General features: G+C 71.0%; 24 protein-coding genes. 11 read left to right on the forward strand and 13 right to left on the reverse strand.

Features of this window, described 5'->3' with window-relative positions:
- The first annotated feature begins 57 nt into the window (after nucleotides 1-57).
- A complete protein-coding gene (locus tag ACIBKX_RS18270) occupies nucleotides 58-561 on the forward strand; it encodes a GNAT family N-acetyltransferase (protein ID WP_363274184.1) in 504 nt (167 codons plus the stop codon).
- 28 nt (nucleotides 562-589) lie between these two features.
- Here the strand turns inward: ACIBKX_RS18270 and ACIBKX_RS18275 are convergent, their stop codons facing one another.
- Complete coding sequence (locus tag ACIBKX_RS18275; protein ID WP_363274185.1) at nucleotides 590-1,240, reverse strand: hypothetical protein; 651 nt, start codon at nucleotides 1,238-1,240, stop codon at nucleotides 590-592.
- Nucleotides 1,241-1,449: 209 nt separating this feature from the next.
- Between ACIBKX_RS18275 and ACIBKX_RS18280 the strand changes: the two genes are divergently transcribed.
- Together ACIBKX_RS18280 and ACIBKX_RS18285 are read left to right on the forward strand one after the other, a co-directional pair.
- The gene (locus tag ACIBKX_RS18280; protein WP_363274186.1) at nucleotides 1,450-2,160 is read left to right on the forward strand and encodes a DUF4232 domain-containing protein; all 711 of its coding nucleotides are present in this window, start codon (nucleotides 1,450-1,452) and stop codon (nucleotides 2,158-2,160) included.
- A 92-nt stretch (nucleotides 2,161-2,252) separates the two neighbouring features.
- Entirely contained in the window at nucleotides 2,253-2,756 is a 504-nt protein-coding gene (locus ACIBKX_RS18285; RefSeq protein WP_363274187.1) for a hypothetical protein, read from the forward strand.
- A 9-nt stretch (nucleotides 2,757-2,765) separates the two neighbouring features.
- Here the strand turns inward: ACIBKX_RS18285 and ACIBKX_RS18290 are convergent, their stop codons facing one another.
- Nucleotides 2,766-3,125 (reverse strand): DoxX family protein, encoded by a 360-nt coding sequence (locus tag ACIBKX_RS18290; protein ID WP_363274188.1) that lies wholly within the window; start codon nucleotides 3,123-3,125, stop codon nucleotides 2,766-2,768.
- Nucleotides 3,122-3,736 carry a TetR/AcrR family transcriptional regulator gene (locus ACIBKX_RS18295; RefSeq protein WP_363274189.1) on the reverse strand — a complete coding sequence of 205 codons (615 nt, stop codon included), beginning with the start codon at nucleotides 3,734-3,736 and terminating at the stop codon, nucleotides 3,122-3,124. Before ACIBKX_RS18295 ends, ACIBKX_RS18290 begins: the two co-directional genes overlap by 4 nt.
- 222 nt (nucleotides 3,737-3,958) lie before the next feature.
- Between ACIBKX_RS18295 and ACIBKX_RS18300 the strand changes: the two genes are divergently transcribed.
- Nucleotides 3,959-4,711, forward strand: a complete 753-nt coding sequence (locus ACIBKX_RS18300; protein WP_363274191.1) for a methyltransferase domain-containing protein — start codon at nucleotides 3,959-3,961, stop codon at nucleotides 4,709-4,711.
- A 28-nt stretch (nucleotides 4,712-4,739) separates the two neighbouring features.
- Here ACIBKX_RS18300 and ACIBKX_RS18305 read toward each other — a convergent pair whose 3' ends face one another.
- The 3 genes from ACIBKX_RS18305 to ACIBKX_RS18315 all read right to left on the reverse strand — a co-directional run bounded on the left by ACIBKX_RS18305 (nucleotide 4,740) and on the right by ACIBKX_RS18315 (nucleotide 7,734).
- A complete protein-coding gene (locus tag ACIBKX_RS18305; RefSeq protein WP_363274193.1) occupies nucleotides 4,740-5,213 on the reverse strand; it encodes a YbaK/EbsC family protein in 474 nt (157 codons plus the stop codon).
- 114 nt (nucleotides 5,214-5,327) lie between these two features.
- Nucleotides 5,328-5,942, reverse strand: a complete 615-nt coding sequence (locus ACIBKX_RS18310) for a hypothetical protein (protein ID WP_363274195.1) — start codon at nucleotides 5,940-5,942, stop codon at nucleotides 5,328-5,330.
- Nucleotides 5,943-6,060: 118 nt separating this feature from the next.
- Nucleotides 6,061-7,734: an alpha-L-fucosidase gene (locus ACIBKX_RS18315; RefSeq protein ID WP_399375826.1), complete on the reverse strand. Its 1,674-nt coding sequence runs from the start codon at nucleotides 7,732-7,734 to the stop codon at nucleotides 6,061-6,063.
- A gap of 302 nt (nucleotides 7,735-8,036) precedes the next feature.
- Between ACIBKX_RS18315 and ACIBKX_RS18320 the strand changes: the two genes are divergently transcribed.
- Complete coding sequence (locus tag ACIBKX_RS18320; RefSeq protein WP_363274197.1) at nucleotides 8,037-8,765, forward strand: maleylpyruvate isomerase family mycothiol-dependent enzyme; 729 nt, start codon at nucleotides 8,037-8,039, stop codon at nucleotides 8,763-8,765.
- Nucleotides 8,766-8,795: 30 nt separating this feature from the next.
- Here ACIBKX_RS18320 and ACIBKX_RS18325 read toward each other — a convergent pair whose 3' ends face one another.
- A complete protein-coding gene (locus ACIBKX_RS18325; protein ID WP_363274198.1) occupies nucleotides 8,796-9,200 on the reverse strand; it encodes a MarR family transcriptional regulator in 405 nt (134 codons plus the stop codon).
- An 89-nt stretch (nucleotides 9,201-9,289) separates the two neighbouring features.
- Here ACIBKX_RS18325 and ACIBKX_RS18330 point away from each other — a divergent pair, with 89 nt between their 5' ends.
- On the forward strand, nucleotides 9,290-10,780 hold the full coding sequence (locus ACIBKX_RS18330; protein ID WP_363274199.1) for an MFS transporter: 1,491 nt from the start codon (nucleotides 9,290-9,292) through the stop codon (nucleotides 10,778-10,780).
- Nucleotides 10,781-10,856: 76 nt separating this feature from the next.
- Nucleotides 10,857-11,132 carry a DUF6332 family protein gene (locus tag ACIBKX_RS18335; protein WP_363274201.1) on the forward strand — a complete coding sequence of 92 codons (276 nt, stop codon included), beginning with the start codon at nucleotides 10,857-10,859 and terminating at the stop codon, nucleotides 11,130-11,132.
- Here the strand turns inward: ACIBKX_RS18335 and ACIBKX_RS18340 are convergent.
- The 3 genes from ACIBKX_RS18340 to ACIBKX_RS18350 are packed head-to-tail and all read right to left on the reverse strand — an operon-like array spanning nucleotide 11,093 to nucleotide 15,239.
- Nucleotides 11,093-11,758, reverse strand: a complete 666-nt coding sequence (locus ACIBKX_RS18340) for a response regulator transcription factor (protein WP_363274202.1) — start codon at nucleotides 11,756-11,758, stop codon at nucleotides 11,093-11,095. The genes ACIBKX_RS18335 and ACIBKX_RS18340 overlap by 40 nt on opposite strands.
- Nucleotides 11,755-12,999, reverse strand: coding sequence for a sensor histidine kinase (locus ACIBKX_RS18345; RefSeq protein WP_363274203.1), 1,245 nt, complete (start codon nucleotides 12,997-12,999; stop codon nucleotides 11,755-11,757). Before ACIBKX_RS18345 ends, ACIBKX_RS18340 begins: the two co-directional genes overlap by 4 nt.
- A gap of 53 nt (nucleotides 13,000-13,052) precedes the next feature.
- Complete coding sequence (locus tag ACIBKX_RS18350) at nucleotides 13,053-15,239, reverse strand: MMPL family transporter (protein ID WP_363274204.1); 2,187 nt, start codon at nucleotides 15,237-15,239, stop codon at nucleotides 13,053-13,055.
- Between the two features lie 133 nt (nucleotides 15,240-15,372).
- Here ACIBKX_RS18350 and ACIBKX_RS18355 point away from each other — a divergent pair, with 133 nt between their 5' ends.
- Nucleotides 15,373-16,218 (forward strand): AfsR/SARP family transcriptional regulator, encoded by an 846-nt coding sequence (locus ACIBKX_RS18355; protein WP_363274206.1) that lies wholly within the window; start codon nucleotides 15,373-15,375, stop codon nucleotides 16,216-16,218.
- A gap of 24 nt (nucleotides 16,219-16,242) precedes the next feature.
- On the opposite strand, the gene ACIBKX_RS18360 is transcribed toward ACIBKX_RS18355, so the two are convergent.
- Nucleotides 16,243-16,938 (reverse strand): TetR/AcrR family transcriptional regulator, encoded by a 696-nt coding sequence (locus ACIBKX_RS18360; protein WP_363274207.1) that lies wholly within the window; start codon nucleotides 16,936-16,938, stop codon nucleotides 16,243-16,245.
- A 180-nt stretch (nucleotides 16,939-17,118) separates the two neighbouring features.
- Here ACIBKX_RS18360 and ACIBKX_RS18365 point away from each other — a divergent pair, with 180 nt between their 5' ends.
- On the forward strand, nucleotides 17,119-17,607 hold the full coding sequence (locus ACIBKX_RS18365; RefSeq protein ID WP_363274208.1) for a nitroreductase family deazaflavin-dependent oxidoreductase: 489 nt from the start codon (nucleotides 17,119-17,121) through the stop codon (nucleotides 17,605-17,607).
- 81 nt (nucleotides 17,608-17,688) lie between these two features.
- Here ACIBKX_RS18365 and ACIBKX_RS18370 read toward each other — a convergent pair whose 3' ends face one another.
- On the reverse strand, nucleotides 17,689-18,891 hold the full coding sequence (locus ACIBKX_RS18370) for a geranylgeranyl reductase family protein (protein ID WP_363274209.1): 1,203 nt from the start codon (nucleotides 18,889-18,891) through the stop codon (nucleotides 17,689-17,691).
- 135 nt (nucleotides 18,892-19,026) lie between these two features.
- Between ACIBKX_RS18370 and ACIBKX_RS18375 the strand changes: the two genes are divergently transcribed.
- Entirely contained in the window at nucleotides 19,027-20,382 is a 1,356-nt protein-coding gene (locus ACIBKX_RS18375) for a dipeptidase (RefSeq protein ID WP_363274210.1), read from the forward strand.
- 43 nt (nucleotides 20,383-20,425) lie between these two features.
- Here ACIBKX_RS18375 and ACIBKX_RS18380 read toward each other — a convergent pair whose 3' ends face one another.
- Nucleotides 20,426-20,905, reverse strand: coding sequence for a GNAT family N-acetyltransferase (locus ACIBKX_RS18380; protein ID WP_363274211.1), 480 nt, complete (start codon nucleotides 20,903-20,905; stop codon nucleotides 20,426-20,428).
- Nucleotides 20,906-20,931: 26 nt separating this feature from the next.
- Between ACIBKX_RS18380 and ACIBKX_RS18385 the strand changes: the two genes are divergently transcribed.
- Complete coding sequence (locus tag ACIBKX_RS18385) at nucleotides 20,932-21,453, forward strand: CGNR zinc finger domain-containing protein (protein ID WP_363274212.1); 522 nt, start codon at nucleotides 20,932-20,934, stop codon at nucleotides 21,451-21,453.
- The last annotated feature ends 27 nt before the right edge of the window (nucleotides 21,454-21,480 follow it).

Consider the following 21,480-nt stretch of genomic DNA (forward strand, 5'->3'; position numbering starts at 1 on the left):
TGTACCGTCCGGCACTCCGACTGCGGCACCTGATGGCCCATGCGGCACAGTGGGCGCATGACCACCTACGAGACGATGCCCTACCACCTCGAGACCGAGCGGCTGATACTGCGGCCCTGGGACGAGTCGGACGCCGCCGAGATGCGTGCCCTGCACTCCGAACGCGGCAAGGGAACGCTCACGGTGGAGTCCGTCCGCTCGGACCTCGCGGACATGCTCGCCGCGACGGCCACGACGGGGATCGCGCTGCTGCCCATCCAGCGCCGCGCCGAGGGCGACTTCATCGGCTACTGCGGGTTGATCGTCGGCCGCTCCACCCTGGAAGAGCCCGAGATCGCGTACGAGCTGTTCCAGCGCGTGCATGGGAACGGGTACGCCACCGAGGCGGCCCGCGCCGTGCTCGACGCCGCCGTCGCCACCGGCCGGAAGCGGCTCTGGTCGACCGTCGCCACCTGGAACACGCCGTCCCTCCGCGTCCTCGAGAAGCTCGGGTTCGAACGGGATCGCGTCTCCATGGAGGAGAACGGTGAAGTGGTGTGGCTGACACGCTCGTTGGTGTAGGCGCGCGGGCGGGTCTGCTCGGCTCGGCTCAGCCGACTATCGAGAAGAAGATCGTGTCCTGCGTGTACCAGTCGACGTCCTGCATGTCCCGCCAGTTCTCGTCCTCGAAGTCCAGCTTCTCGATGAGTTCGTTGAGGTCGTACCGGAAATCGGGGTCGATCCGGTCCAGGACCGCGCGATACGCGTCGGCCGCGGGCTTGGCCTTGTCGAGCGGCCAGCGGCCGATATCCGGGGAGCCGTCGATGGGGGTGGGGATGCGGAAGGGGATCTGCTCCGGCGGCCCGGCATAGATGAAGTCGTAGGGCAGCAGGTCCCTGGCCACGCCCGCCCGTGACAGCTGCTCGTCCAGCAGGCCGAAGAAGGTGGACGGGCGGGAGTAGCTGCCCAGGGTGCTGGGGTCTGAGCCGTTCATGTCGATGATCTTCTGCAGGGCGGTGTAATAGGCATTGCCCGCGCACTCCGCGTCCGAGTCCGCCCGTCCGGCTATCAGGTGCTCCAGCGCCTCGGGAACGGTCAGACCCCAGTCGACGCGCTGCCGGTCGAGGTCACGCTGCTCGGCGTCGGCCGCCTCTCGGATGTAGCCGAGCGTCCGCTGCTGGTCCGCGGTGAGTTCCGCGGCGCCCAGGAAGCCGACGACATCGGCCTGGTCCGCGGTGTTGAAGTTGATCACTTTGCTCATGCCGCCATCATGCCAAGCCGCACTGACAACGAGCCCTGCCGGCAAGCCCGGTTGAGGCTCCGCTCGCCCCGCCGCCAGGCCTTCGTCCCAGCTCACGCGGGCGTTAGGCGGATGTTAGTGGGGTGGGAGCTGGGCGTTAGTGGCCTCGCCCAGAGTTGGTGTTGTTCCGAGGACGGAACGACACCCACTACTTCTCCGGGGGATCCGCCATGCGCTCCAGCACCACTGCCCGCACCGCTCGTCGCCGCACTCTCCGCGTTGCCGCCGCCGCGCTGACCATCGCCGCGAGCCTCTCGCTCACGGCCTGCAACGACGACGACGTCACGGGACAGGGCGACCCGTCGGCCGCGGCCAGCGAGGCCTCGTCGGGCGGCGGTTCGGAGCAGGGCGGCGGCAAGGACACCGCCGGGAGCAGCTCCGGCGGCAACAGCGGCGGGCAGGGCACGGAGGCCGGTGCCAGCTCCGGCTCCGGTTCCGGCTCGGACCAGGGCGGTACGTCGACCGGCAAGTGCCGTACCGACGAACTGGAGGTCACGGCGCTGGACTCCACCATCGACGGCGACGACGAAGGCTCCGTCGCGGTGACCTTCAAGAACGGCGGCGGCCGGGACTGCGCCATGTCCGGGTTCGCGGGCGTCGACCTGCAGACCAGCGAGGGAGCACTGTCCGCGCAGCGCAGCGGCGACCCGGCCGAGCGGATGATCCTTGCGGACGGCAAGTCCGTGTCCTTCAGTATCAGTTACCCGATGAACGACTCGGGCGGCTCCGGTGTCCGCGTCACGGGTCTCGTCGTGACCCCGCCCGGCGAGACCAAGTCGGTCACCCTCGACTGGCCGGGCGCCGCGACGCTGCCCGTCACCGACGGCTCCGGCTCCCCGGTGAACGTCCACCCGATCGGCAGCGCCGGCCAGGGCGACTGAACCACACCGGCCAAGCTGGCCACCGCTGGCCACCGCTGGCCCCATCAAATCCAGCAGCACTTCAGTCTTCACTTCTTCAGTAGGGGAATGTCATGAGTGGATCCTTTGCCAGGCGCCGGGCCGTTCGCTGGGCGGGCGTCGGCGGCGCCCTGTTACTGGCCCTCGCGGGCACCACCGCGGCGGCGGTCGCCGACCCCGCGTCGGCCGACCCCACCACCACGGCCAAGAAGACGGAGACGGTCTCGACGGCCGAACTCGATCCGGGCAACGGCCTGTCGGCGCACAACTACCGCCTGCGGATGGACGGAGCCCCCGTCGAGTACCTCACCGAGGTCTCCGGCATCGACACCGACAACCACTCGGTGACCCTGATGCGGGGCAGCACCCGCAGTGCCGCGGTCGACCGCTGGATCGAGGACGCGATTGCGGGACGCGAGGGGCGCCTCAAGGACATCACCGTCGAGATGCTCGACCCCATGGAGAACGTCGTAAAGAAGTACCACTTCGGGGGCGCCTTCGTGGAGCGCGTCGAGTCTCCCGCCACTCCGGGCCCGGACACGCTCACCGTCAGGTACTTCACCTCGTCGATCGAGTAGCCGCCTCCCTCACACGGCGTAGCACGCCACGAGGACTCCCACCGACAGGCCCAGCATTCCCAGGCAGTTGACCCAGAACTCCTGCTTGAGGAACCGCGCCCGGTAGTGCGCGTACGACGCGCACAAGAAGTACCCGATGACACCGGCGTTCGCCGCGAAGGCGACTCCCGGGTACTTGAGGCCGGCTATCAGCCCGGCCGCCGCCATGAGCTTGGTGACGATGAGCGCCCACCACCAGTCGCGCGGCAGGCGGACCCCGTCGAGGCACCGCTGGATGAAGACGGGCGGGCGCACCGACAGGACGGCGTCACCGAACAGGACGAGCGCCAGCAGTGCCGTGAGCCACCAGTGGTGGGGCGTGTCGATCATTCGTTTCCTCCTTCATGGGCGATCACGACCGAGATCACCTCATGGAGCTGTTCCATTGCGTCCTGCTCACCGATGGCGCCGTTGGAGACGGTCATGAGGATGCCGAGATACGCGAAGTAGACGGCGCGCGCCCCACGGCCGGCGTCGACGCCGGTCAGGCCCGTCCGTACGAGCACCCCGTCGATCTCGGAGATCAGCGAGAGCGCGAGGTTCCGGAAGATCTCCGAGTCGCGTTTTCCCCGCACGATGATCGCCGCGTACTCGCGCGAGAGTTCCTCGTCGAGTGCGAAGTAGCGGATGAACGGCTCGAAGAGAGCCATCACGGTGTCGACGGCGCGGCCCGCGACCAACTGGCCGGGGGCCGCGCCGTCGTCGCTCGACCGCTCCTGGTGCACGGCGTCGATCCACCGGTCGAAGATGGCGACCAGGAGCGCGTCCTTGTCGCCGACCGACATCACGGTCCCGGTGCTGACCTGCGCGTCGGCGGCGATCTGACGGACCGTCGTGGCCCCGAATCCTTGCTCCCGGAACAGCCGCTCGGCTGCGGCGAGCACCTTCTGTCGCGTCGCCTCGCGCTTCGCCGCACGTGACTGAACGGGTTCAGTGAACATGTTCAGAAAGCTATACCGGGGCGCCTCTGCGGCGCAAGATCCTTTGTGCGACGACGCGTTCCGCCGTACGGAAGGCTGGTGCGATGTCCGGATCTTCGTGGCTTCTGCCAGTACGAGTGGCGGGCAGGGCGCGGGAAGACTGCACGCCAGAAACACGAGGCGCACAGCACGAAGCACGCAGCACGCAGCACGGACAGCACGGAGCACGGGGAGGACAGCAGGATGAGCAGCACGCAGCAGTACGACGAGATCGGTGAGGCGTTCGAGGGCTTCAAGGCCCTTCCGCTGGTGCAGTACGGGGAGGTGCCCAGCTTCCTGGGCATGGTCGGGGACGTGCGCGGCAAGTCGGTCCTCGACCTCGCGTCCGGCACCGGCTTCTACAGCAGGGAGTTCAAGCGGCGCGGCGCCACCGACGTACTCGGCATCGACATCTCCGGTGAAATGGTCGCCGTGGCCCAGGCGTTGGAGGAGGGCGACCCGCTGGGCGTGCGCTACGAAGTGGGCGACGCGTCCGAACTGCGTGACCTGGGACGGCAGTACGACGTCGTCGCGGCCGTCCAGCTGCTCAACTACGCCGAGGACATCGCCGCCATGGAGCGGATGTGCCGCAATGTGCACCGGAGCCTGGTGCCCGGCGGCGAGTTCTTCGTGTTCTGCCAGAACCCCGACTACCTCTTCGACGGGCCGCCGCTGGACAAGTACGGCTTCCGTACCGAACTGACCGGCGAGGAGGCCGAGGGCGGGCCGCGGGTCCGCACGACGGCACTGCTCGAAGCGCCGGTGGGGCCGATCAGCTTCGTCGCCACCTGCCCGCGCCGCGAGGTCTACGAGAAGTGCCTGGAGGCGGCCGGGTTCAGCGACGTCACGTGGGTGCCGCTGGAGGTGTCCGACGCCGGAGTGCGTGAACACGGCGCGGAGTACTGGGCGGACGCCCTGGCCAACCCCCCGCTGGAGATGCTGCGCTGCCGCGCCTGACGGCGGAGCCCGGCGTCCGGTCCGGCTGCTACCGGCGCAGGAGCGTCACCTGCGCGCGGGGCAGCCGGGCGAGCACCTGTGGCGACACCTGCAGCGTACGGTCGGCGGATCCGGCGCCGCAGTACACCGGTTCACCGGATGCGACGACCGCCGTGTCGATCAGGCACGGCACTCCGGTCCGGTGGCTGATCGGCGGGACGCCACCGGGGACAAGGCCCTCCGCGCGGAGCAAGTCGGCGTCGGCGGCCCTCAGTTGGGAGCGTCCGGTGCCGGCCGCGGCGGCGAGGCGCGCGTAGTCCACGCGGTCCTGCGAGCACAGCGCCACGAGCAGCAGCGGGATCTCCCCGGTGGTGAAGGCGAGCGTCTTGACCGCCCGCGACCAGGGGAAGGGCAGCGCCTGGCGCTCGGCGACGCTGTACGCGGCGGTGTGCTCGTGGACGGTGTACGCGCCGCCGTCCGCGCGGAGCACAGCCAGCCAGGACGGCTCGGGGATCGTACTCATGGGAGTTCTGCCGCTTTCGGTTCGGGGCGGGTGCGGGCCTCCCCGAAAGTCTGGGCCACCCCAGGAGTTCCGATCAACTCCGTCGACGGCACCCGCACCCGCGCCCGGCGGGCCTCAGTAAAGCTTGTTGACGGCCTTCGCGGTCGTCCTCTTGAAGTCGCCGACCTGCGCGTCGGCGAAGCCGCCCATCTGACCCCACGTCACGAGCGTGACCGTGTTGCCGTCCCGGCCCACCGAGAAGAGGTTGATGTCGGAGGCGCCCCAGGACGTCACGGTGTGGACTCCGTAGACGTGGGCGCCCTCCTCGGCGTTCACCTTGCCGTAGTACTTCTGCTTCGCGGTGGTCTCGGGATCCTCCTTCATCACCTTCGCCGCGCACCCGTCGAGCTTCTTGCGCAGCAGGGCCGCGAAGTCCTTGGCCCGCTGCTCGCTGCGCTCGACCACGGTCACCTGCAGCGCGCCGGTGTCGTAGTCCGTGCGGTAGGCGCGGTGCACGGAGGTCGACGGCAGACCGTCGCCGACGCACATCGGCAGCGGGTCGGGCTGACCGGCCGTCACCGGACCCGCGAACCACTCCGACGCCTTGTGCGGCGGCAGTTCGGAGGGCTCGAGGAACCGCGGGCCGTCGGACGCGGCGGCCGGAACCGCCGCCAGGGCCACCGCTGACGTGGCGGCCATCGCTGCCCCGGCGAACAGACCCTTCTTCGCCTTGCTCATGCGTACGTTCATCTTCACAGGTTCCCCCAGGTCATCGGATCGGCCGGGACGAAAGGGCGGCCGGAGCCGCCCTTTCACCCTCACGCCTCATACGACCCGCGAACCCGCGCGTCCGTTGCCCTACCTTTTGTCACTGTTCGGCGACAGCCGCGGGCGTCAGGGTCAGGGACGCCACCTTCGCCTTCAGGTCCTCGCCCTCGTGGGCGGGTCCGGCCGGCGTGATCGTGACCTCGGTGACCTCGTCGCGCGCCACCGGGAAGGGCCCGAGCTCCCTGCCGATGAGTTCGTTGCCGGAGACGGTGCGGGACCGGCCGCCGACCGTCACGCGGTACTCCGTGTCCGGGTCGGCCTCCCCCGCCACCCTGAGCGTCGCCGCCGGAACGCGCCGGCCGGGCGAGACCACGTACGCGCTGATCCGCACGGTCGTCCGCTTCTGCGAGTAGTAGCTGCCCTGGTCTGCATAGCCGTGCCCGCTGTGCAGCGCATCGCCGCTCGCGGTCCAGCCGCCGTCCGTGCCGGGGGTGAGCGTGTGCGCGGGGATCACGCGGAGCTGGCCGCGCAACTGCGCACGCAGCACGGGCACCACGGAGTCGGTCGGCTTCTCGGGTACGTCGACGACCAGGTCGGCGCCCTCCTGCCGCCAGGGCAGCCGCCGTCCGTCGTCGGCGGTCACGCTCGTGACGCGGGTGGCGAGTCCGGGCAGCCGCAGCTTCCCGTCCTCGGGCCATTTGGTCACGTGCAGGTACAGGTTCCGCCCGTCGACGGTGACCTCGCCCCAGGGCTGGCCGCCCAGGCGCGTGGCCGAGGCGCCGATGACCGATCCGGGGTGCCGGTCGAGCCAGGCGCCGATGCCGCGCAGCACGTCGGCCTCGAAGCCGACGACCGAACCGTCGCCGCGGGGGCCGATGTTGAGGAGGTAGTTGCCGCCACGGGCGCGGACGCTCAGCAGTCCGGTCACCAGGTCGCGGATCTTCCCCGGCATGTCCTCGCGCTTCTGCCAGCTGCGGTATCCCCAGGTCTCGTGGTAGACGGAGGCGGGTGTCTGCCAGGCGCCGTCGAGGGCGACGTCCGGCACCTGGTTGTCTCCCATGACCCTGAAGTCGCCCTGGTTGTTCCACACGCGGCTGTTCACGGTCGCGTCGGGCTGGAGTTCGCGGACGATCCCGGCGAACTCGCGGCTCTGCGCGGCGTTCGGCGACGACATGTCGAACCACACCTCGGAGATCGGCCCGTAGCCGGTCATCAGCTCGCGCAGCTGGCCCTTGATGAGCGGCTCCATGGAGGCGGGGACCGGATTGTTGTTGTCCGGATCGAAGGCGTGGCCCGCGTGCCAGTCGACGAGGGAGAAGTAGACGCCGAACTCCAGCCCCTGGCTGCGGCATTCGTCCGCCAGGAGCTTCAGCGGGTCCTTGCCGTAGGGCGTGCGGTCGACGACGTCGTAGTCGGTGGTCCTGGTGTCGAACATCGAGAAGCCGTCGTGGTGCTTGCCCGTGATCACGACGTACTTCATGCCGGCGTCCTTGGCGAGCCCGCAGATCGCCTTGGGGTCGAAGCGTTCGGCGCGGAAGCGGTCGGCGACCTTCGCGTAGTCGGTGTGCGAGATGTTCGCCCACATCTGGATCTGCTCGCTGTAGCCCTTGGTGACGGGCTTGTCCTGCCAGACTCCGCCCAGTTCGGAGAAGAGGCCCCAGTGGATGAACATGCCGTACTGCAGCTTCTGCCAGGAGGCGACGCGGGGGTCTGCGGAGCGGGGGATCTCGCCGGGGATCCCCTTGGGCACGGGCTTCGCCGTGTCAGCGGCCACTGAGCCCGCTCCCGCACCGACGAGGGTGACAAGGAGCGCCACGCCCAGGATCAGAGTCCTCAGTCCAAGCAATCGCCTCACGCCGACTCCCTCACCCTCAGACACCATCAGAGACCGTCAGAGATCATCAGACATCACAGACACCATCAGACATCGGACGAAAGCTTCGATGCGCGGGGCAACTGATGTCAATACCACTGAGGAATACGGGAGTTCAGCAGGCGGGGACGGGAAAGATCCCATCTATCCAAGGAGCGAGCACCCACCGCTCACCCCCCTACCCCATCCGACACAATGCCCACATGAAGATCTCCGAGTACCTTCACATCCTCGATTCCGAGGGCAAGTTGCTGGCCCGCGCCGCCGAAGCGGCCGGGACCGGCGCCGATGTGGCCACCTGCCCCGACTGGCAGGTGCGCGATCTGCTGCGGCACACCGGGGTGGTACACCGGTGGGCCGCCGCGTTCGTCGCCGAGGGGCATACCTCGCCCAGAGCGCCGGGCGAGGAGCCTGAACTGGACGGCGCCGCCCTGGTCGACTGGTACCGGCAGGCCCACGCCGGTCTCGTCGCCACACTCCGGGACGCTTCACCCGACGTACAGTGCTGGGCATTTCTGCCCGCGCCGTCGCCGCTCGCGTTCTGGGCGCGGCGCCAGGCGAACGAGACGACGATCCACCGCGTGGACGCCGAGTCCGCGCTCGGCGGTGAGCCGTCTCCGATCGGCGCGGAGTTCGCGGCGGACGGGGTCGACGAGCTGCTGACCGGGTTCCACGCCCGCGACCGCAGCAGGGTGCGCACCGAGAAGCCGCGCACGCTGCGCGTACGGACGACGGACACGGGTGACGTGTGGACGGTGCGCCTCACACAGGAGCCGCCCGTGACGGAGCGCGGCGAGGCCGGCGAGGCCGAGTGCGAGATCTCGGGTCCGGCGGAGCAGCTCTATCTGTCGCTGTGGAACCGGGCGCCGTTCCCGCAGGTCACCGGCGACAGCGCGCTCAGCACGCTGTGGCGGGAATCGTCGGGCGTCTGAGCAGGCAGAGCCGGGCGCCCGGTCACCGGACTACTGGGCGCCCGGAGCCGTCAGCATCCGCCCGAGCACCTCACGCTGGAGCGGCCGTACGCGCGTATGCAGCGTGCGGCCCTTGTCCGTGAGGCAGACCCGCACCCCGCGCCGGTCCTCGCTGCACATCCCGCGCTCGACGAGGCCGTCCTTCTCCAGGCGGCCGACGAGGCGGGACAGCGCGCTCTGACTCAGATGGACCCGGCCGGCGATCTCCTGGACGCGATAGGCGTCGCTCCCGTCCTCCGCGGCGCCCTCGGAGAGGACGTCGAGGACCTCGAAGTCGCTCGCCCCGAGACCGTGCTCATGCAGGGCGCGGTCGAGTTCGCACAGAGTGCGCGCGTGCACCGCGAGGATGTCGCGCCATTGGTCCACGAGCTCCTGCTCGGCCTTCTTCGCCGCCATGACATCGCACGATAACAGAGAACGCCCCCATTGTTGCATCGGAATTAAATGCGCTTGCAGTCAATGCATGTGCATGTAGATTGCTCCGCATGACTTCACCGCTCACAGCTGACTCCGCGTCCCCGGAGCGCTGGTCCCCGCGTCTGTGGGGCACCTTGCTGGTGCTCTGCGCCGCGATGTTCCTCGACGCGCTCGACGTGTCGATGGTCGGCGTCGCCCTGCCCTCCATCGGCTCCGAACTGAACCTCTCCACCTCGACCCTGCAATGGGTCGTCAGCGGCTACATCCTCGGCTACGGCGGACTGCTCCTCCTCGGCGGTCGCGCCGCCGACCTGCTCGGCAGGCGGCGGGTCTTCCTGATCGCGCTCGCCGTCTTCGCGCTAGCCTCGCTGCTCGGCGGATTCGTCGACTCCGGCCCGCTGCTCATCGCCAGCCGCTTCATCAAGGGCCTGAGCGCCGCGTTCACCGCGCCCGCCGGTCTCTCCATCATCACCACGACGTTCGCCGAGGGCCCGGTCCGCAACCGCGCGCTCACCATCTACACGACCTGCGCCGCGACCGGCTTCTCCATGGGCCTGGTCCTCTCCGGACTGCTCACCGAGGCCAGCTGGCGGCTCACGATGCTGCTGCCCGCGCCCATCGCCGTCATCGCGCTGATCGCCGGGCTCAAGCTGATCCCGCGCAGCGCCCGCGAGAAGAACACCGGCGGATACGACGTGCCGGGCGCCGTCACGGGCACGGCGACGATGCTGCTGCTCGTCTTCACCGTGGTCGAGGCCCCGGAGGTCGGCTGGGCATCGGCCCGCACGCTCCTTTCGTTCCTCGCGGCGGCCGTGCTGCTCGCCGTCTTCGTACGCATCGAACTGCGCACCCCGAGCCCGCTGATCCGCCTCGGCGTGCTGCGCTCCGGGCCCCAACTCCGCGCGCAGATCGGCGCGATGACGTTCTTCGGCGGCTACGTCTCCTTCCAGTTCCTCGCCACGCAGTACTTCCAGACGCTGCTCGGCTGGTCGGCCCTGGAGACGGCGCTCGCCTTCCTGCCGGCCGGCGCGCTCGTCGCGCTCTCCTCGACGAAGGTCGGCTCGGTCATCGACCGGTTCGGCACCCCGCGGGTCATCGTGGCGGGCTTCGCGCTGCTCGTCGCCTCGTACGTACTGTTCCTGCGGGTCAGCCTGACGCCGTCGTACGCGTCGATGGTGCTGCCCTCGATGATCCTGCTCGGCTTCGCCTGCGCCCTGGTCTTCCCGTCGCTCAACATCCAGGCCACCAACGGCGTGGACGACGACGAGCAGGGCATGGTCTCGGGCCTGCTCAACACCTCGATCCAGGTGGGCGGCGCGATCTTCCTCGCGATCGTCACGGCCGTGGTCACCGCGTCGGCCGACGGCGGCGGCTCCTCGCCGCAGGCCGTGCTCGACAGCTACCGCCCCGGCCTGATCGTGGTCACGGCAATCGCCGTCGCGGGCCTGCTGATCACCCTCACCGGCGTACGGAAGCGGCGTACGCAGGAGACGGTCGTCGTCACCAAGTCGACACCCCAAGAGGCCGTCGAGAAGGAGCCGGTGGCCGTCCGCGACTGACCGCCCAGCTGATCAACGGACCGCTCCCGGCGCGCAGTTGCTTGCCCGCCGGGAGCGCGCACCGCACACTCTGACGATGGGGCGAAGGACGCAGGCCGAGCGCGACGCGGACACCGTGGAGATCGGTTTCGCGCTCTTCGCCGCGACGTCCCTCGGGGGTTTCACGAGCCTGGCCGTGGCATCACCGGCGTTCTTCTTCGGGGTGACGTCGCCCAGCGAGGGCACACTCGTCCGGGCCGGCGTGATCGCGGGGGCCGTCGTCTTCGTCGTATCCCTGGTGACGATCCTCGTACGCCATCGGCGGGTGACGCGTCAGCCCAGCCAGCCGGGCCGCACCAGTCCCGACTCATAGGCCAGGACGACCAGTTGGGCCCGGTCGCGGGCGCCCAGCTTCACCATGGTGCGGCTCACGTGGGTCTTGGCGGTCAGGGGGCTGACGACCAGGCGGCGGGCGATCTCCTCGTTGGAGAGGCCGATGCCGACCAGCGCCATCACCTCCCGCTCCCGCTCGGTCAGCTCGCCGAGCGGTTCGGCCGCCGCCGGTTCCTTGGAACGGGCGGCGAACTCGGCGATGAGACGGCGCGTCACGCCCGGCGAGAGCAGCGCGTCGCCGTCGACCACCGCCCGTACGGCCCGCAGCAGTTCCTCGGGCTCGGTGTCCTTCACCAGGAAGCCCGAGGCCCCGGAACGGATCGCCTCGAAGACGTACTCGTCGAGCTCGAAGGTGGTCAGCATGACCACCTTGACCTCGTCCAGGCCCGGCTCCCCGCTGATCCTGCGGGTCGCGGCGAGGCCGTCGAGCACCGGCATGCGGATGTCCATCAGGACGACGTCGGGGCGGAGTTCGCGCACCATGCGGACCGCCTCCTCGCCGTCCGCCGCCTCCCCCGCGACCTCGATGTCCCGCTGGGCGTCGAGCAGCGCCTTGAAGCCCGCCCGGACAAGGGACTGGTCGTCGGCGAGCAGTACGCGGATCACGCGTCCTCCTGAGATGCGGTGCGAGTGGGCAGTACCGCGGTGACCCGGAAGCCTCCGTCCGGGCGCGGTCCCGCGTCGATCGTGCCACCCAGGGCGGCGGCGCGCTCCCGCATCCCGGCAAGACCGTTGCCGCTGCCGCCCGCGTCCGCGCCGGTGGCGGGCCCGTCGTCGTCCACCCGCAGGGTGAGCGCGGCCTTCTCGTGGCGGACGAGCACGTGCGCGCGGCGCGAACCGGAATGCCGTACGACGTTCGTCAGCGCCTCCTGGACGATCCGGAAGGCGGCGAGATCGGCGCCGGGCGGCAGCTTCACCGCGGCGCCCCGCGTCTCGACCTCGACCGTGAGGCCCGTACTCGCCGCCTGCTGCACCAGCTCGGGCAGCCGGTCGAGGCCCGGCGCCGGGGCGCGCGGCGCGTCGCCGGGCGCGCGCAGCGTGTCGAGCACCTGGCGGACCTCCCCGAGCGCCTCCTTGCTGGCGGCCTTGATGGTGGTCAGCGCGGTGCGCGCCTGCTCGGGGTCGGAGTCGAGCAGCGCGAGGCCGACGCCCGCCTGGACGTTGATGACGGAGATGCTGTGCGCGAGGACGTCGTGCAGCTCGCGCGCCATCCGAAGCCGCTCCTCGTCGGCCCGCCGCTTGGCGGCCTGCGCCCGCTCGGCGCGCTCCTTCGCCCACTGCTCACGGCGTACGCGGGCCAGCTCGGAGACGGCGATGATCGCGACGACCCAGACGGCGACGACGGTCTCCTCCCCCCAGGTGCGCGCGTCGTCGCCGTCCGGCGGCAGCCACTTGTACAGCCAGTGCGCGACGAGGAGGTGCCCGGCCCACAGCATCCCGACGGCGCCCCAGGCCGCGCGCCGGTGCCCGGCGACGACCGCCGCGAAGCAGCCGACCGCCACCGTGATCAGGACCGGGCCGTACGCGTATCCCGCGCCCAGATAGACCAGCGCGGTCCCGGCCGTGAAGTACGCCACCGGGACGGGCCAGCGGTGCCGCAGCAGCAGCGACGCCGTCCCCGCGAGGAGCAGCAGCCGGGCCGGGATGTCCAGGTCCACCCGGTCGAGCTGCCCCTCGGAGGCGTACTTCGAGCCGATCTGCACGAACACCGTCAGCGCCAGCGTCGTCAGCCAGGGCAGCCTGCCGGCCCCCGCTGCCTCGTCCCGCTGATGCCACCAGGGCGGCCCGTGCCGCCACATCGGCGGCCCGCCCCAGGGCAGTCGCCCGTGTTCCCGCTGCTCGTCCATGGCGGCCACGCTAGACCGCGGGGCGTGCGCGGGGCGTCAGCCGGGCGTGGCGATCACACGTACTCCCGCTGGAGTACGACGGGCTCCGGCGCCGCCTCGCGCAGGCCGACGCGGCGGTGCAGCCTGCGCAGCGGACCGGGCGCCCACCAGTTGGCGCGGCCCGCGAGCCGCATCGCCACCGGCAGCAGCACCACGCGGATGAGGGTGGCGTCGACGAGGATCGTCAGGGCCGTGCCGACGCCGAGTTCCTTGAGGAAGACGACGCCGCCGGTCGCGTACGAGAGGAACGACAGCGCGAGGATCCCGGCGGCCGCGGTGATGAGGGGTGCGCTGCGCCGGATGCCGGTGACGACCGCGGCCTCGGTGTCGCCGGTCCGCTCGTACTCCTCCTTGATGCGGGCCAGCATGAACACCTCGTAGTCCATCGACAGGCCGTAGGCCACGCAGAACATCAGCACCGGAATGCTCGGCTCGATCGACCCGGTGGGGGTGAAGCCGAGGAGCCCGGACAGATGTCCCTCCTGGAAGACCCACACCAGGCAGCCGAACATCACGGACAGGCTGAGCAGATTGAGCACGGTCGCCTTGACGGGCAGCAGCAGGCTGCCGGTCATCAGGAAGAGCACCGCGAAGGTCGCGAGGAGGATCAGGCCGACGGCGTACGGGAGGCGGTCCAGAAGCGTGGCGCGGAAGTCGGAGGTCTCGGCCGGGTAGCCGCCGACGAGGGCGGGCGCGGGGGCCGGGGTGTCGCGGATGTGCTCGACGAAGGCCGGTACGTCGCCGTACATCGCCGCCTGGGTCGGGATGACGGCGAGGCGGGAGCCGCCGCTCTCCTTCGGCTTGATGGTGGAGGGGCCTGTGCGGTGGCCGTCCCGGTAGCTGCCGGTGACCGCGTCGACCTGGAACACGCCCTGGATGCGGGAGAGTTCGGCGGCGTACTCCTGGATTTCCCGCTCGCCCGCGGTTCCCCGCTTCCCCGCCGGCTCCCGGAGCACGACCTGGACCGTGTCGGTCGGCTCGGCGGGGAACTCCTTGTGGATGGTCTCGGATGTCGTACGCGACGAGGCGTCGGCAGGCAGCGTCCGCTCGTCCGGAAGGCCGAAGCGCAGGCCGAGCAGGGGCGACGCGGCGAGCAGCAGTACGCCGACCACGGCGGCCCCCGCGGCGACGGGGCGGCGCATCGCGGCGCCCGCCGTCCGCTGCCAGAAGCCGCCCGCGTCGGTCCGCGGACGCTCGACCCGGTGGCCCCAGCAGGCGAGCGCGGCGGGCAGCAGGAGCAGTGCTCCGGCCACCGCGGTGACCACGACGAGGACACCCGCGTACGCGAACGAGCTGAGGAAGAAGAACGGGAACACGAGCAGCGCGCAGAGCGACACCGCCACCGTGACCCCGCTGAAGATCACGGTGCGTCCGGCGGCGGCGGTCGCGCGGACGACGGCGTCCTCCCGCGCGTGCCCGGCGTGCCGCTCCTCGCGGTAGCGGTTGATGACGAAGAGGCTGTAGTCGACGCCGAGTCCGAGGCCGAGGACGAGCCCGAGGTTGGCCGCGAACGTCGACACCTCGGTGAACTGGGCGAGGGCGCGAAGGCCCGCGAGCGTGCCGACGATCGAGAGCAGGCCGACGCCGACGGTGAGCAGCGCCGCGACCGTGCGCCGGTAGACGAGGATCAGCAGGAGCACCACGGCGGGCAGCGCGAGGACCTCGGCGCGCAGGAAGTCCGTGCGGGCCTGCTCGCCGACCTGCCGGGAGATCTCCTCCTGGCCGCCGACGGCGACGGTCAACTCCGGGGTGGTGCGGGCCAGTCGGGGCGAGACGGTGGCGAGCCGTTCGCGGGTCTCGGTGGCGCTGCCCTCCAGGCGGGCCAGGATCAGGGCGCGGTCGCCGGCGGAGGCGCGCAGGGCGGGGCTCTTGCCGGTCCAGTACGCGCTGACGTCCGTGACGCCGGGGACGCCGCGCACTTCGGCGGCGAGGCGGCGCGCGGCGGCCGTCGTGCGGGGTGAGTCGACGTCGCCGTCGCGGGCCGTGACGAGGAGGGCGAGGTTGGGGTTCCCGGTGCCGTATTCCTCGCGCAGGACGTCCGCCGCGCGCACGGACTCGGTGCCGGGCGAGTCCCAGCGCGCGAGGTCGAGGTCGGCCTGGGCGCCCGCTCCGTAGGCGCCGAGGCCGAGGAACGCCAGGACCACGCCGATCAGTACGGCGCGGCTGTGCCGCACCACGAAACGGCCGAGCCGGGTCAGCATTCGCTGTCTGCCTCTCTCCCGGGATCCCCGTGCGGGATCCGGTGCCGCCAGGGTCGCGGCCACCGCTGGAAGACCCACTGGAAGACCCACTGGAAGATCCACTGGAAGGCGGGCGCCGGGTTACGCTCGGGCCATGGCCGGTGAGGGGATGCGCTTCGAACTTCTGGGTCCGCTGCGGGCGTTGCGCGGCGGCACCGAGGTGCCGCTGGGGCCGCCGAAGCAGCGGGCGGTGCTCGCGGTGCTGCTGTTGCAGGAGGGGCGCCCGATCTCGTACGAGGCTCTGGTCGAGGCGGTGTGGGGCGATGAGCCGCCGGTCCATGTACGCAATCTCGTGCAGAAGTACGTTTCGGGGGTGCGGCGGGCTTTCGCGGAGGGCTCGGGTGCTCTGGGTGCTTCAGGTACTCCGGGGGCTTCTGGTGCTCCGGGTACTCCTGGTGCTCCGGGGCCGGAGTTGGCGTGGACCGGCAGTGGCTATCGGCTCTCCGGTGCGTGCGTCGACGACCTGCGGGAGCGCCGGCGGATCGTCGACGCGGCCCTCGCCGCACGGGACGCGGGGCAGCTGCGTAGGGCGGGCGAACTGATCGACCGGGCCGAGGCGTTGTGGCGCGGCGAGTTCGCCGAGGGACTGAGTGCCCCGTATCTGGCGGCCGAGCGACTGCGCTGGCGCGAGAAGCGCGTCACCGTCCTGGAGGCCAGGATCGCGGGCGAGATCGAGCTGGGACGTTCCTTCGAGTACGTCCATGAACTCATCCGGCTGGTCGCGGCGCACCCCTTGCGCGAACGCCTCGTCGAGCTCCTGATGAACGCCCTGTACCGCACCGGCCGTTCCTCGGACGCGCTGCTCGCCTACGAGGACGCGCGCCGCCGGATCGCGGAGGCGATGGGCGCGGATCCGGGACCGGCGCTGCGGGCGCTGCATGAGCGGATCCTGCGCCAGGACCCGGAGCTTCTGGCGACGGGGCCGGCGTCCGCCGCCTGAGGACGACCGCCTTCGCCCCCGCCGCTACTGCTCCAACAGCCCCACACCGTGGGCGAGTCGAGTGGCGGCGTACGAGAAGAACTCCGGACGCTCCTCGACGACGCGGTTGAACTGCCCGAACACCTCGAAACCGACGAGCCCGAACAGCTGGGACCAGGCCGCGACCAGCGCCGGGGCCAGCGCGGCCGGCAGATCGGGCGCGAGGTCCGCCGCCATCCGCTCGGCCTCCGTGCGCAGCCCGCCCGGCAGCTTCGGCACGGCGACGCCGCGCGTCCGGTGGGCGTCGCGCACGATGGCGATCAGCAGCAGCCCGACGCGCGCGGCCGCTTCGACGGTGGTCCTGGGGGCGCTGTAGCCGGGGACGGGCGATCCGTAGATGAGGGCGTACTCGTGGGGATGCGCGAGGGCCCAGGTCCGCACGGCCTCGCAGACGACCGTCCAGCGCCGCACGGGGGCGGCCGACGCGACCTTCGCGTGCGCGGTCTCGGCGGCCTCGCCGAGGGAGTTGTAGGCGTCGATGATCAGGGCGGTCAGGAGGTCGTCGCGGCTGGGGAAGTAGCGGTAGAGCGCCGAGGACACCATGCCCAGCTCGCGGGCCACGGCGCGCAGGGAGAGCTTGGCGGCGCCGTCGGCGGCGAGCTGTCTGCGCGCCTCGTCCTTGATCGCCGCGGTCACTTCTACTCGGGCGCGGGCCCTGGCTCCGCTGGTGGCACTGCTCATACGGACAGTGTGCCATGGATTCGGAGCAGTGCACTGAATCGAGAGCGCTGTTCATTTTCGAGAGCACTGTTCATTTCCGAGAGCACTGCTCTTGCTTTGGGGCACCGATCCGGTGCACACTGCTCTAAAGCGAGAGCAGTGCTCTCGGAAACGGAATCTTCCTCACCCTAGGCGGTCGCCATGTCCTCGTCGTCTTCGTCGCCCTCGTCGCACGGCTCGTCCTCCCCCTACTACCTCAAGGGCAGCCCGCTGAACGTCCGCCTCAACGGGGTCATCGGCTGGCTCGCGCGGCACGGCATCAGCCTGATGGGGTCCGCCGAACTCTCCGTGCGCGGACGCAAGAGCGGCCAGATGCAGCGCGTACCGGTCAACCCGTTCACGCACGAGGGCGGGCGGCAGTATCTGGTCTCGGCCCGCGGGCACTCGCAGTGGGTGCGCAACATGCGGGCGGCCGGCGGCGGCGAGCTGCGGGTGGGGCGCAAGGTGCGCACCTTCACGGCCGTGGAGATCCCCGACGCCGAGAAGCTGCCGGTGCTGCGCGGCTACCTGGAGAAGTGGGGCTGGGAGGTCAACCAGTACTTCAAGGGTGTCACCGCCAAGTCGACGGACGCGGAGATCGAGGCGGCGGCGGCCGACCACCCCGTCTTCCGGATCACCGTCGCGAAGTGAGGCCCGGCCGCCCGAAGGCAGCCGGGCCCCGCCCCGGAGTTCCGATCCGCGTCCGCACAGTCCGTGTCTGCTGCTGCCCGCCTACCGGTCCATCGCGGAGAGCGCGCGGTGCGCGACCGGGTGGTGGCGCACCAGTTCACCCAGCGTCGTCGAACCCCGCGTGATCTTCGCGAACGCGTTCCACGCGGGACGGAAGCCGGTGATCGCCGCGTGCAGTACGCCGGGGCGCTTCTCGAAGACGGCCAGCATGCGCCGCCCCACACTCATCTCCACACCGAGTCCCGCCTTGACCGCGAAGGCGTAGTTCAGGGCCTGGCGGCGGGCGTCCACCGCGTCGTGCGCCTCGCCGATCCGGACCGCCCACTCCCCCGCGAGCCGCCCCGAGCGCAGCGCGAAGGAGATGCCCTCGCGGGTCCACGGCTCCAGCAGGCCCGCCGCGTCACCGCACACCACGACCCGGCCGCGCGACAGCGGCGAGTCGTCGCTGCGGCAGCGCGTCAGATGGCCGGAGGAGATGCTCGGCTCGAAGCCCGCGAGCCCGAGCCGGCCGACGAAGTCCTCCAAGTACCGCTTGGTGGCCGCGCCTTCACCGCGCGCGGAGATCACACCGACCGTGAGCGTGTCCCCCTTGGGGAACACCCAGCCGTAACTGCCCGGCATCGGGCCCCAGTCGATGAGCACCCGGCCCGCCCAGTCCTCGGCGACGCTCGGCGGCACCGGGATCTCGGCCTCAAGCCCCAGATCGACCTGGTCGAGCTTCACGCCGACATGCGCTCCTATGCGGCTCGCGCTGCCGTCGGCGCCGACCACCGCGCGGGCGAGGACCGTCTCACCGCCCTGCAGCACCACCGCGACCGTGCGCCGGTCGGGCACCGCCGCGCCGTGCTGCTCCACGCGTGCGACGGTGACGCCCGTGCGCACCTCGGCGCCGGCCTTCTGGGCGTGCTCGACCAGCTGCTGGTCGAACTCGGCGCGGTTGATGAGCCCGAAGAGCATCTGCTTGGAGCGGCGGGTGCGGGCGAACTTGCCGTCGAGGGAGAACGTCACCGCGTGCACCCGGTCCCGGAAGGGCAGCTCGAAGCCGGGCGGCAGGGCGTCGCGCGACGGGCCGATGATGCCGCCGCCGCACGTCTTGTACCGGGGCAGTTCGGCCTTCTCCAGGACGAGGACGCTGCGCCCCGCGACCGCCGCCGCGTAGGCCGCCGACGCCCCCGCGGGCCCTGCTCCCACCACGACGACGTCCCACACGTACTGCGCGTCGTCCGCTGTGTTCTCGCTGCTCACGTTGGTCTACCGCTCCCGATCCAGCTGTTGGCCGCGCTTTCCAAGGCATCCTACGGCGGGCACTCGCGGCCCCCTCCTGTGGGAGGATCACAGCACCCACACACGTACAACGTCGCACCTACGAGGAGCGTGCCCATGTCGCCGAATCCGATCGCCGAGACCGTCGCCTCGCTCATGCCGAAGGCGAAGGCGGAGCTCACTGAACTGGTGGCCTTCAAGTCGGTGGCGGACTTCGACCAGTTCCCCAGGAGCGAGAGCGAGGCCGCCGCGAACTGGGTGGCGGACGCGCTGCGCGCCGAGGGGTTCCAGGACGTGGCACTGCTCGACACCCCGGACGGCACGCAGTCCGTGTACGGCGTACTGCCGGGCCCCGAGGGCGCGCCCACCGTGCTGCTGTACGCGCACTACGACGTGCAGCCGCCGCTCGACGAGGCGGCGTGGACGACCCCGCCGTTCGAGCTGACGGAGCGCGCCGGACGCTGGTACGGCCGCGGCAGCGCCGACTGCAAGGGCGGCGTGATCATGCACCTGCTGGCGCTGCGCGCCCTGAAGGCGAACGGCGGCGTCCCGGTGACCGTCAAGGTGATCGCGGAGGGTTCGGAGGAGCAGGGCACGGGCGGTCTGGAGCGGTACGCCGAGCAGCACCCGGACCTCCTGACGGCCGACACGATCGTGATCGGCGACGCGGGCAACTTCCGGGTCGGCCTGCCGACGGTCACCACGACCCTGCGCGGCATGACCCTCGTACGCGTCCGGATCGACACGCTTGAGGGCAATCTGCACTCGGGGCAGTTCGGCGGCGCGGCCCCGGACGCGCTCGCCGCGCTGGTGCGGGTGCTCGACTCGCTGCGCGCGGAGGACGGTTCGACGACGGTCGACGGGCTCACCGGCGACGAGGTGTGGGACGGACTTCAGTACGAAGAGGCCGCCTTCCGCAAGGACGCCAACGTCCTGGACGGGGTGGAGCTGATCGGTGGCGGCACGGTCGCCGACCGCATCTGGGCGCGCCCCGCCGTCACGGTCCTCGGCATCGACTGCCCGCCGGTGGTCGGCGCGACACCGTCGGTGCAGGCGGGCGCGCGGGCGCTGATCAGCCTGCGGGTGCCGCCAGGCGTGGACGCGGCCGAGGCCACCAAGCTGCTCCAGGCGCACCTGGAGGCGCACACGCCGTGGGGCGCGCAGGTGACGACCGAGCAGATCGGGCAGGGCCAGGCGTTCCGCGCGGACACCACGAGCCCGGCGTACGCGGCGATGGCGGAGGCCATGGGCGAGGCGTACCCGGGCGAGGAGATGCAGTACGCGGGTCAGGGCGGATCGATCCCGCTGTGCAACACCCTCGCCGCGCTCTACCCCCGGGCGGAGATCCTGCTGATCGGCCTGAGCGAGCCCGAGGCACAGATCCACGCGGTCAACGAGAGTGTGTCGCCCGAGGAGTTGGAGCGTCTCTCGGTCGCCGAGGCGCTGTTCCTCCAGAAGTACGCGGCGAGCTGATCGTCCGGCGGGGGCGGTTCCGTTTCGCGGCCGCCCCCCGCCGTCACGGGCGCCAGTACAGCGCGGGGTCGGGGTGGTCGACGAACCCGAGATCGCGATAGAGGGGTTCGCCCTCCTCCGAGGCGTACAGGTCGACGCGGGAGACGTCCCGCTCCCGGAACCAGTCGAGCAGGCCCCGCATGATCTCCCGGCTGTACCCGCGCCTCCGGTAGGCCGGTTCGGTGACCACGCCGATCACATGCCCGACCCGGCCGCTCGGCGAGTGCGGGCCGGGGAACCACTGGTCGACGGTGCCGATGCCGCAGGCGGCGAGCCCGTCCTCGCCGTCCACGACGAGGATCCGCGCGTCGTCCGAGGCGAGCTTCTCCTTCAGTACGACGGCCAGGGCGTGCCGCCAGTCGCCGCCCGCCGACGGGGGGTTGAAGTAGTCGCCGCCGAGGTCTTCGAAGAGCCCGGCCCTGAGGCGTACGAGTTCCGCGATGTCGTCCTCGACGGCTTCGCGTACGGGGATGCGATGTCTCATGCCGACGAGCCTGCTGTAATGGGCTTATGCACCTCAACCCTTACGGCGAGGATGCCGTCAATCTGGCCGCGGAGCTGGCCAATCGCCGCCCGGTGGACCCCGAGGAGCTGGCGGACCGCTGCCGCGCGGCCGGTCTGACGCTGGAACACCCGGTCACGTCACGGGACTTGGAGCGGACCCACGCGGCGCTGGACGCCTGGGAGAAGGCCGTCGACGCCGAGGGCGAGCACGAGCGTGCGGAGCTGGTGAACCGGATGTTGGCGGAGGCCGCCGCCTATCCCCGGCTGACCGACCACGCTGACAGCGGCTGGCACTTGCACTACCGGGACGAGCAACAGCCCCTCGGCGCGCTGCTGTTCGTCCTGTTCTCGGTCGGTACGGCACTGCATCTGGCGGGGCGCGGCATGCACCGGCTGCGGCGGTGCGCGGTGACCGAGTGCGACACGGTCTTCGCCGACACGTCGCGCACCGGGCGGCAGCGCTACTGCTCCCAGCGGTGCGCCAATCGCGACGCGGTCCGCAGACACCGCGCACGCGCGACGCGGTGACGCCGTACCCCCGCTACCCCCACTACC

This window comes from Streptomyces sp. NPDC050658 (assembly GCF_044457025.1).
Taxonomy (GTDB): Bacteria; Actinomycetota; Actinomycetes; order Streptomycetales; family Streptomycetaceae; genus Streptomyces.

Bases quoted from the DNA above. Each gene is read 5' to 3' on its own strand.
- ACIBKX_RS18310 (WP_363274195.1), bottom strand. From the start codon at position 5,942: ATGAACGTACGCATGAGCAAGGCGAAGAAGGGTCTGTTCGCCGGGGCA.
- ACIBKX_RS18355 (WP_363274206.1), top strand. From the start codon at position 15,373: ATGGCCGGTGAGGGGATGCGCTTCGAACTTCTGGGTCCGCTGCGGGCG.
- ACIBKX_RS18300 (WP_363274191.1), top strand. From the start codon at position 3,959: ATGAGCAGCACGCAGCAGTACGACGAGATCGGTGAGGCGTTCGAGGGC.
- ACIBKX_RS18275 (WP_363274185.1), bottom strand. From the start codon at position 1,240: ATGAGCAAAGTGATCAACTTCAACACCGCGGACCAGGCCGATGTCGTC.
- ACIBKX_RS18360 (WP_363274207.1), bottom strand. From the start codon at position 16,938: ATGAGCAGTGCCACCAGCGGAGCCAGGGCCCGCGCCCGAGTAGAAGTG.
- ACIBKX_RS18330 (WP_363274199.1), top strand. From the start codon at position 9,290: ATGACTTCACCGCTCACAGCTGACTCCGCGTCCCCGGAGCGCTGGTCC.
- ACIBKX_RS18270 (WP_363274184.1), top strand. From the start codon at position 58: ATGACCACCTACGAGACGATGCCCTACCACCTCGAGACCGAGCGGCTG.
- ACIBKX_RS18375 (WP_363274210.1), top strand. From the start codon at position 19,027: ATGTCGCCGAATCCGATCGCCGAGACCGTCGCCTCGCTCATGCCGAAG.
- ACIBKX_RS18320 (WP_363274197.1), top strand. From the start codon at position 8,037: ATGAAGATCTCCGAGTACCTTCACATCCTCGATTCCGAGGGCAAGTTG.
- ACIBKX_RS18365 (WP_363274208.1), top strand. From the start codon at position 17,119: ATGTCCTCGTCGTCTTCGTCGCCCTCGTCGCACGGCTCGTCCTCCCCC.
- ACIBKX_RS18380 (WP_363274211.1), bottom strand. From the start codon at position 20,905: ATGAGACATCGCATCCCCGTACGCGAAGCCGTCGAGGACGACATCGCG.
- ACIBKX_RS18305 (WP_363274193.1), bottom strand. From the start codon at position 5,213: ATGAGTACGATCCCCGAGCCGTCCTGGCTGGCTGTGCTCCGCGCGGAC.
- ACIBKX_RS18350 (WP_363274204.1), bottom strand. From the start codon at position 15,239: ATGCTGACCCGGCTCGGCCGTTTCGTGGTGCGGCACAGCCGCGCCGTA.
- ACIBKX_RS18325 (WP_363274198.1), bottom strand. From the start codon at position 9,200: ATGGCGGCGAAGAAGGCCGAGCAGGAGCTCGTGGACCAATGGCGCGAC.
- ACIBKX_RS18385 (WP_363274212.1), top strand. From the start codon at position 20,932: ATGCACCTCAACCCTTACGGCGAGGATGCCGTCAATCTGGCCGCGGAG.
- ACIBKX_RS18295 (WP_363274189.1), bottom strand. From the start codon at position 3,736: ATGTTCACTGAACCCGTTCAGTCACGTGCGGCGAAGCGCGAGGCGACG.
- ACIBKX_RS18290 (WP_363274188.1), bottom strand. From the start codon at position 3,125: ATGATCGACACGCCCCACCACTGGTGGCTCACGGCACTGCTGGCGCTC.
- ACIBKX_RS18280 (WP_363274186.1), top strand. From the start codon at position 1,450: ATGCGCTCCAGCACCACTGCCCGCACCGCTCGTCGCCGCACTCTCCGC.
- ACIBKX_RS18335 (WP_363274201.1), top strand. From the start codon at position 10,857: ATGGGGCGAAGGACGCAGGCCGAGCGCGACGCGGACACCGTGGAGATC.
- ACIBKX_RS18285 (WP_363274187.1), top strand. From the start codon at position 2,253: ATGAGTGGATCCTTTGCCAGGCGCCGGGCCGTTCGCTGGGCGGGCGTC.
- ACIBKX_RS18345 (WP_363274203.1), bottom strand. From the start codon at position 12,999: ATGGACGAGCAGCGGGAACACGGGCGACTGCCCTGGGGCGGGCCGCCG.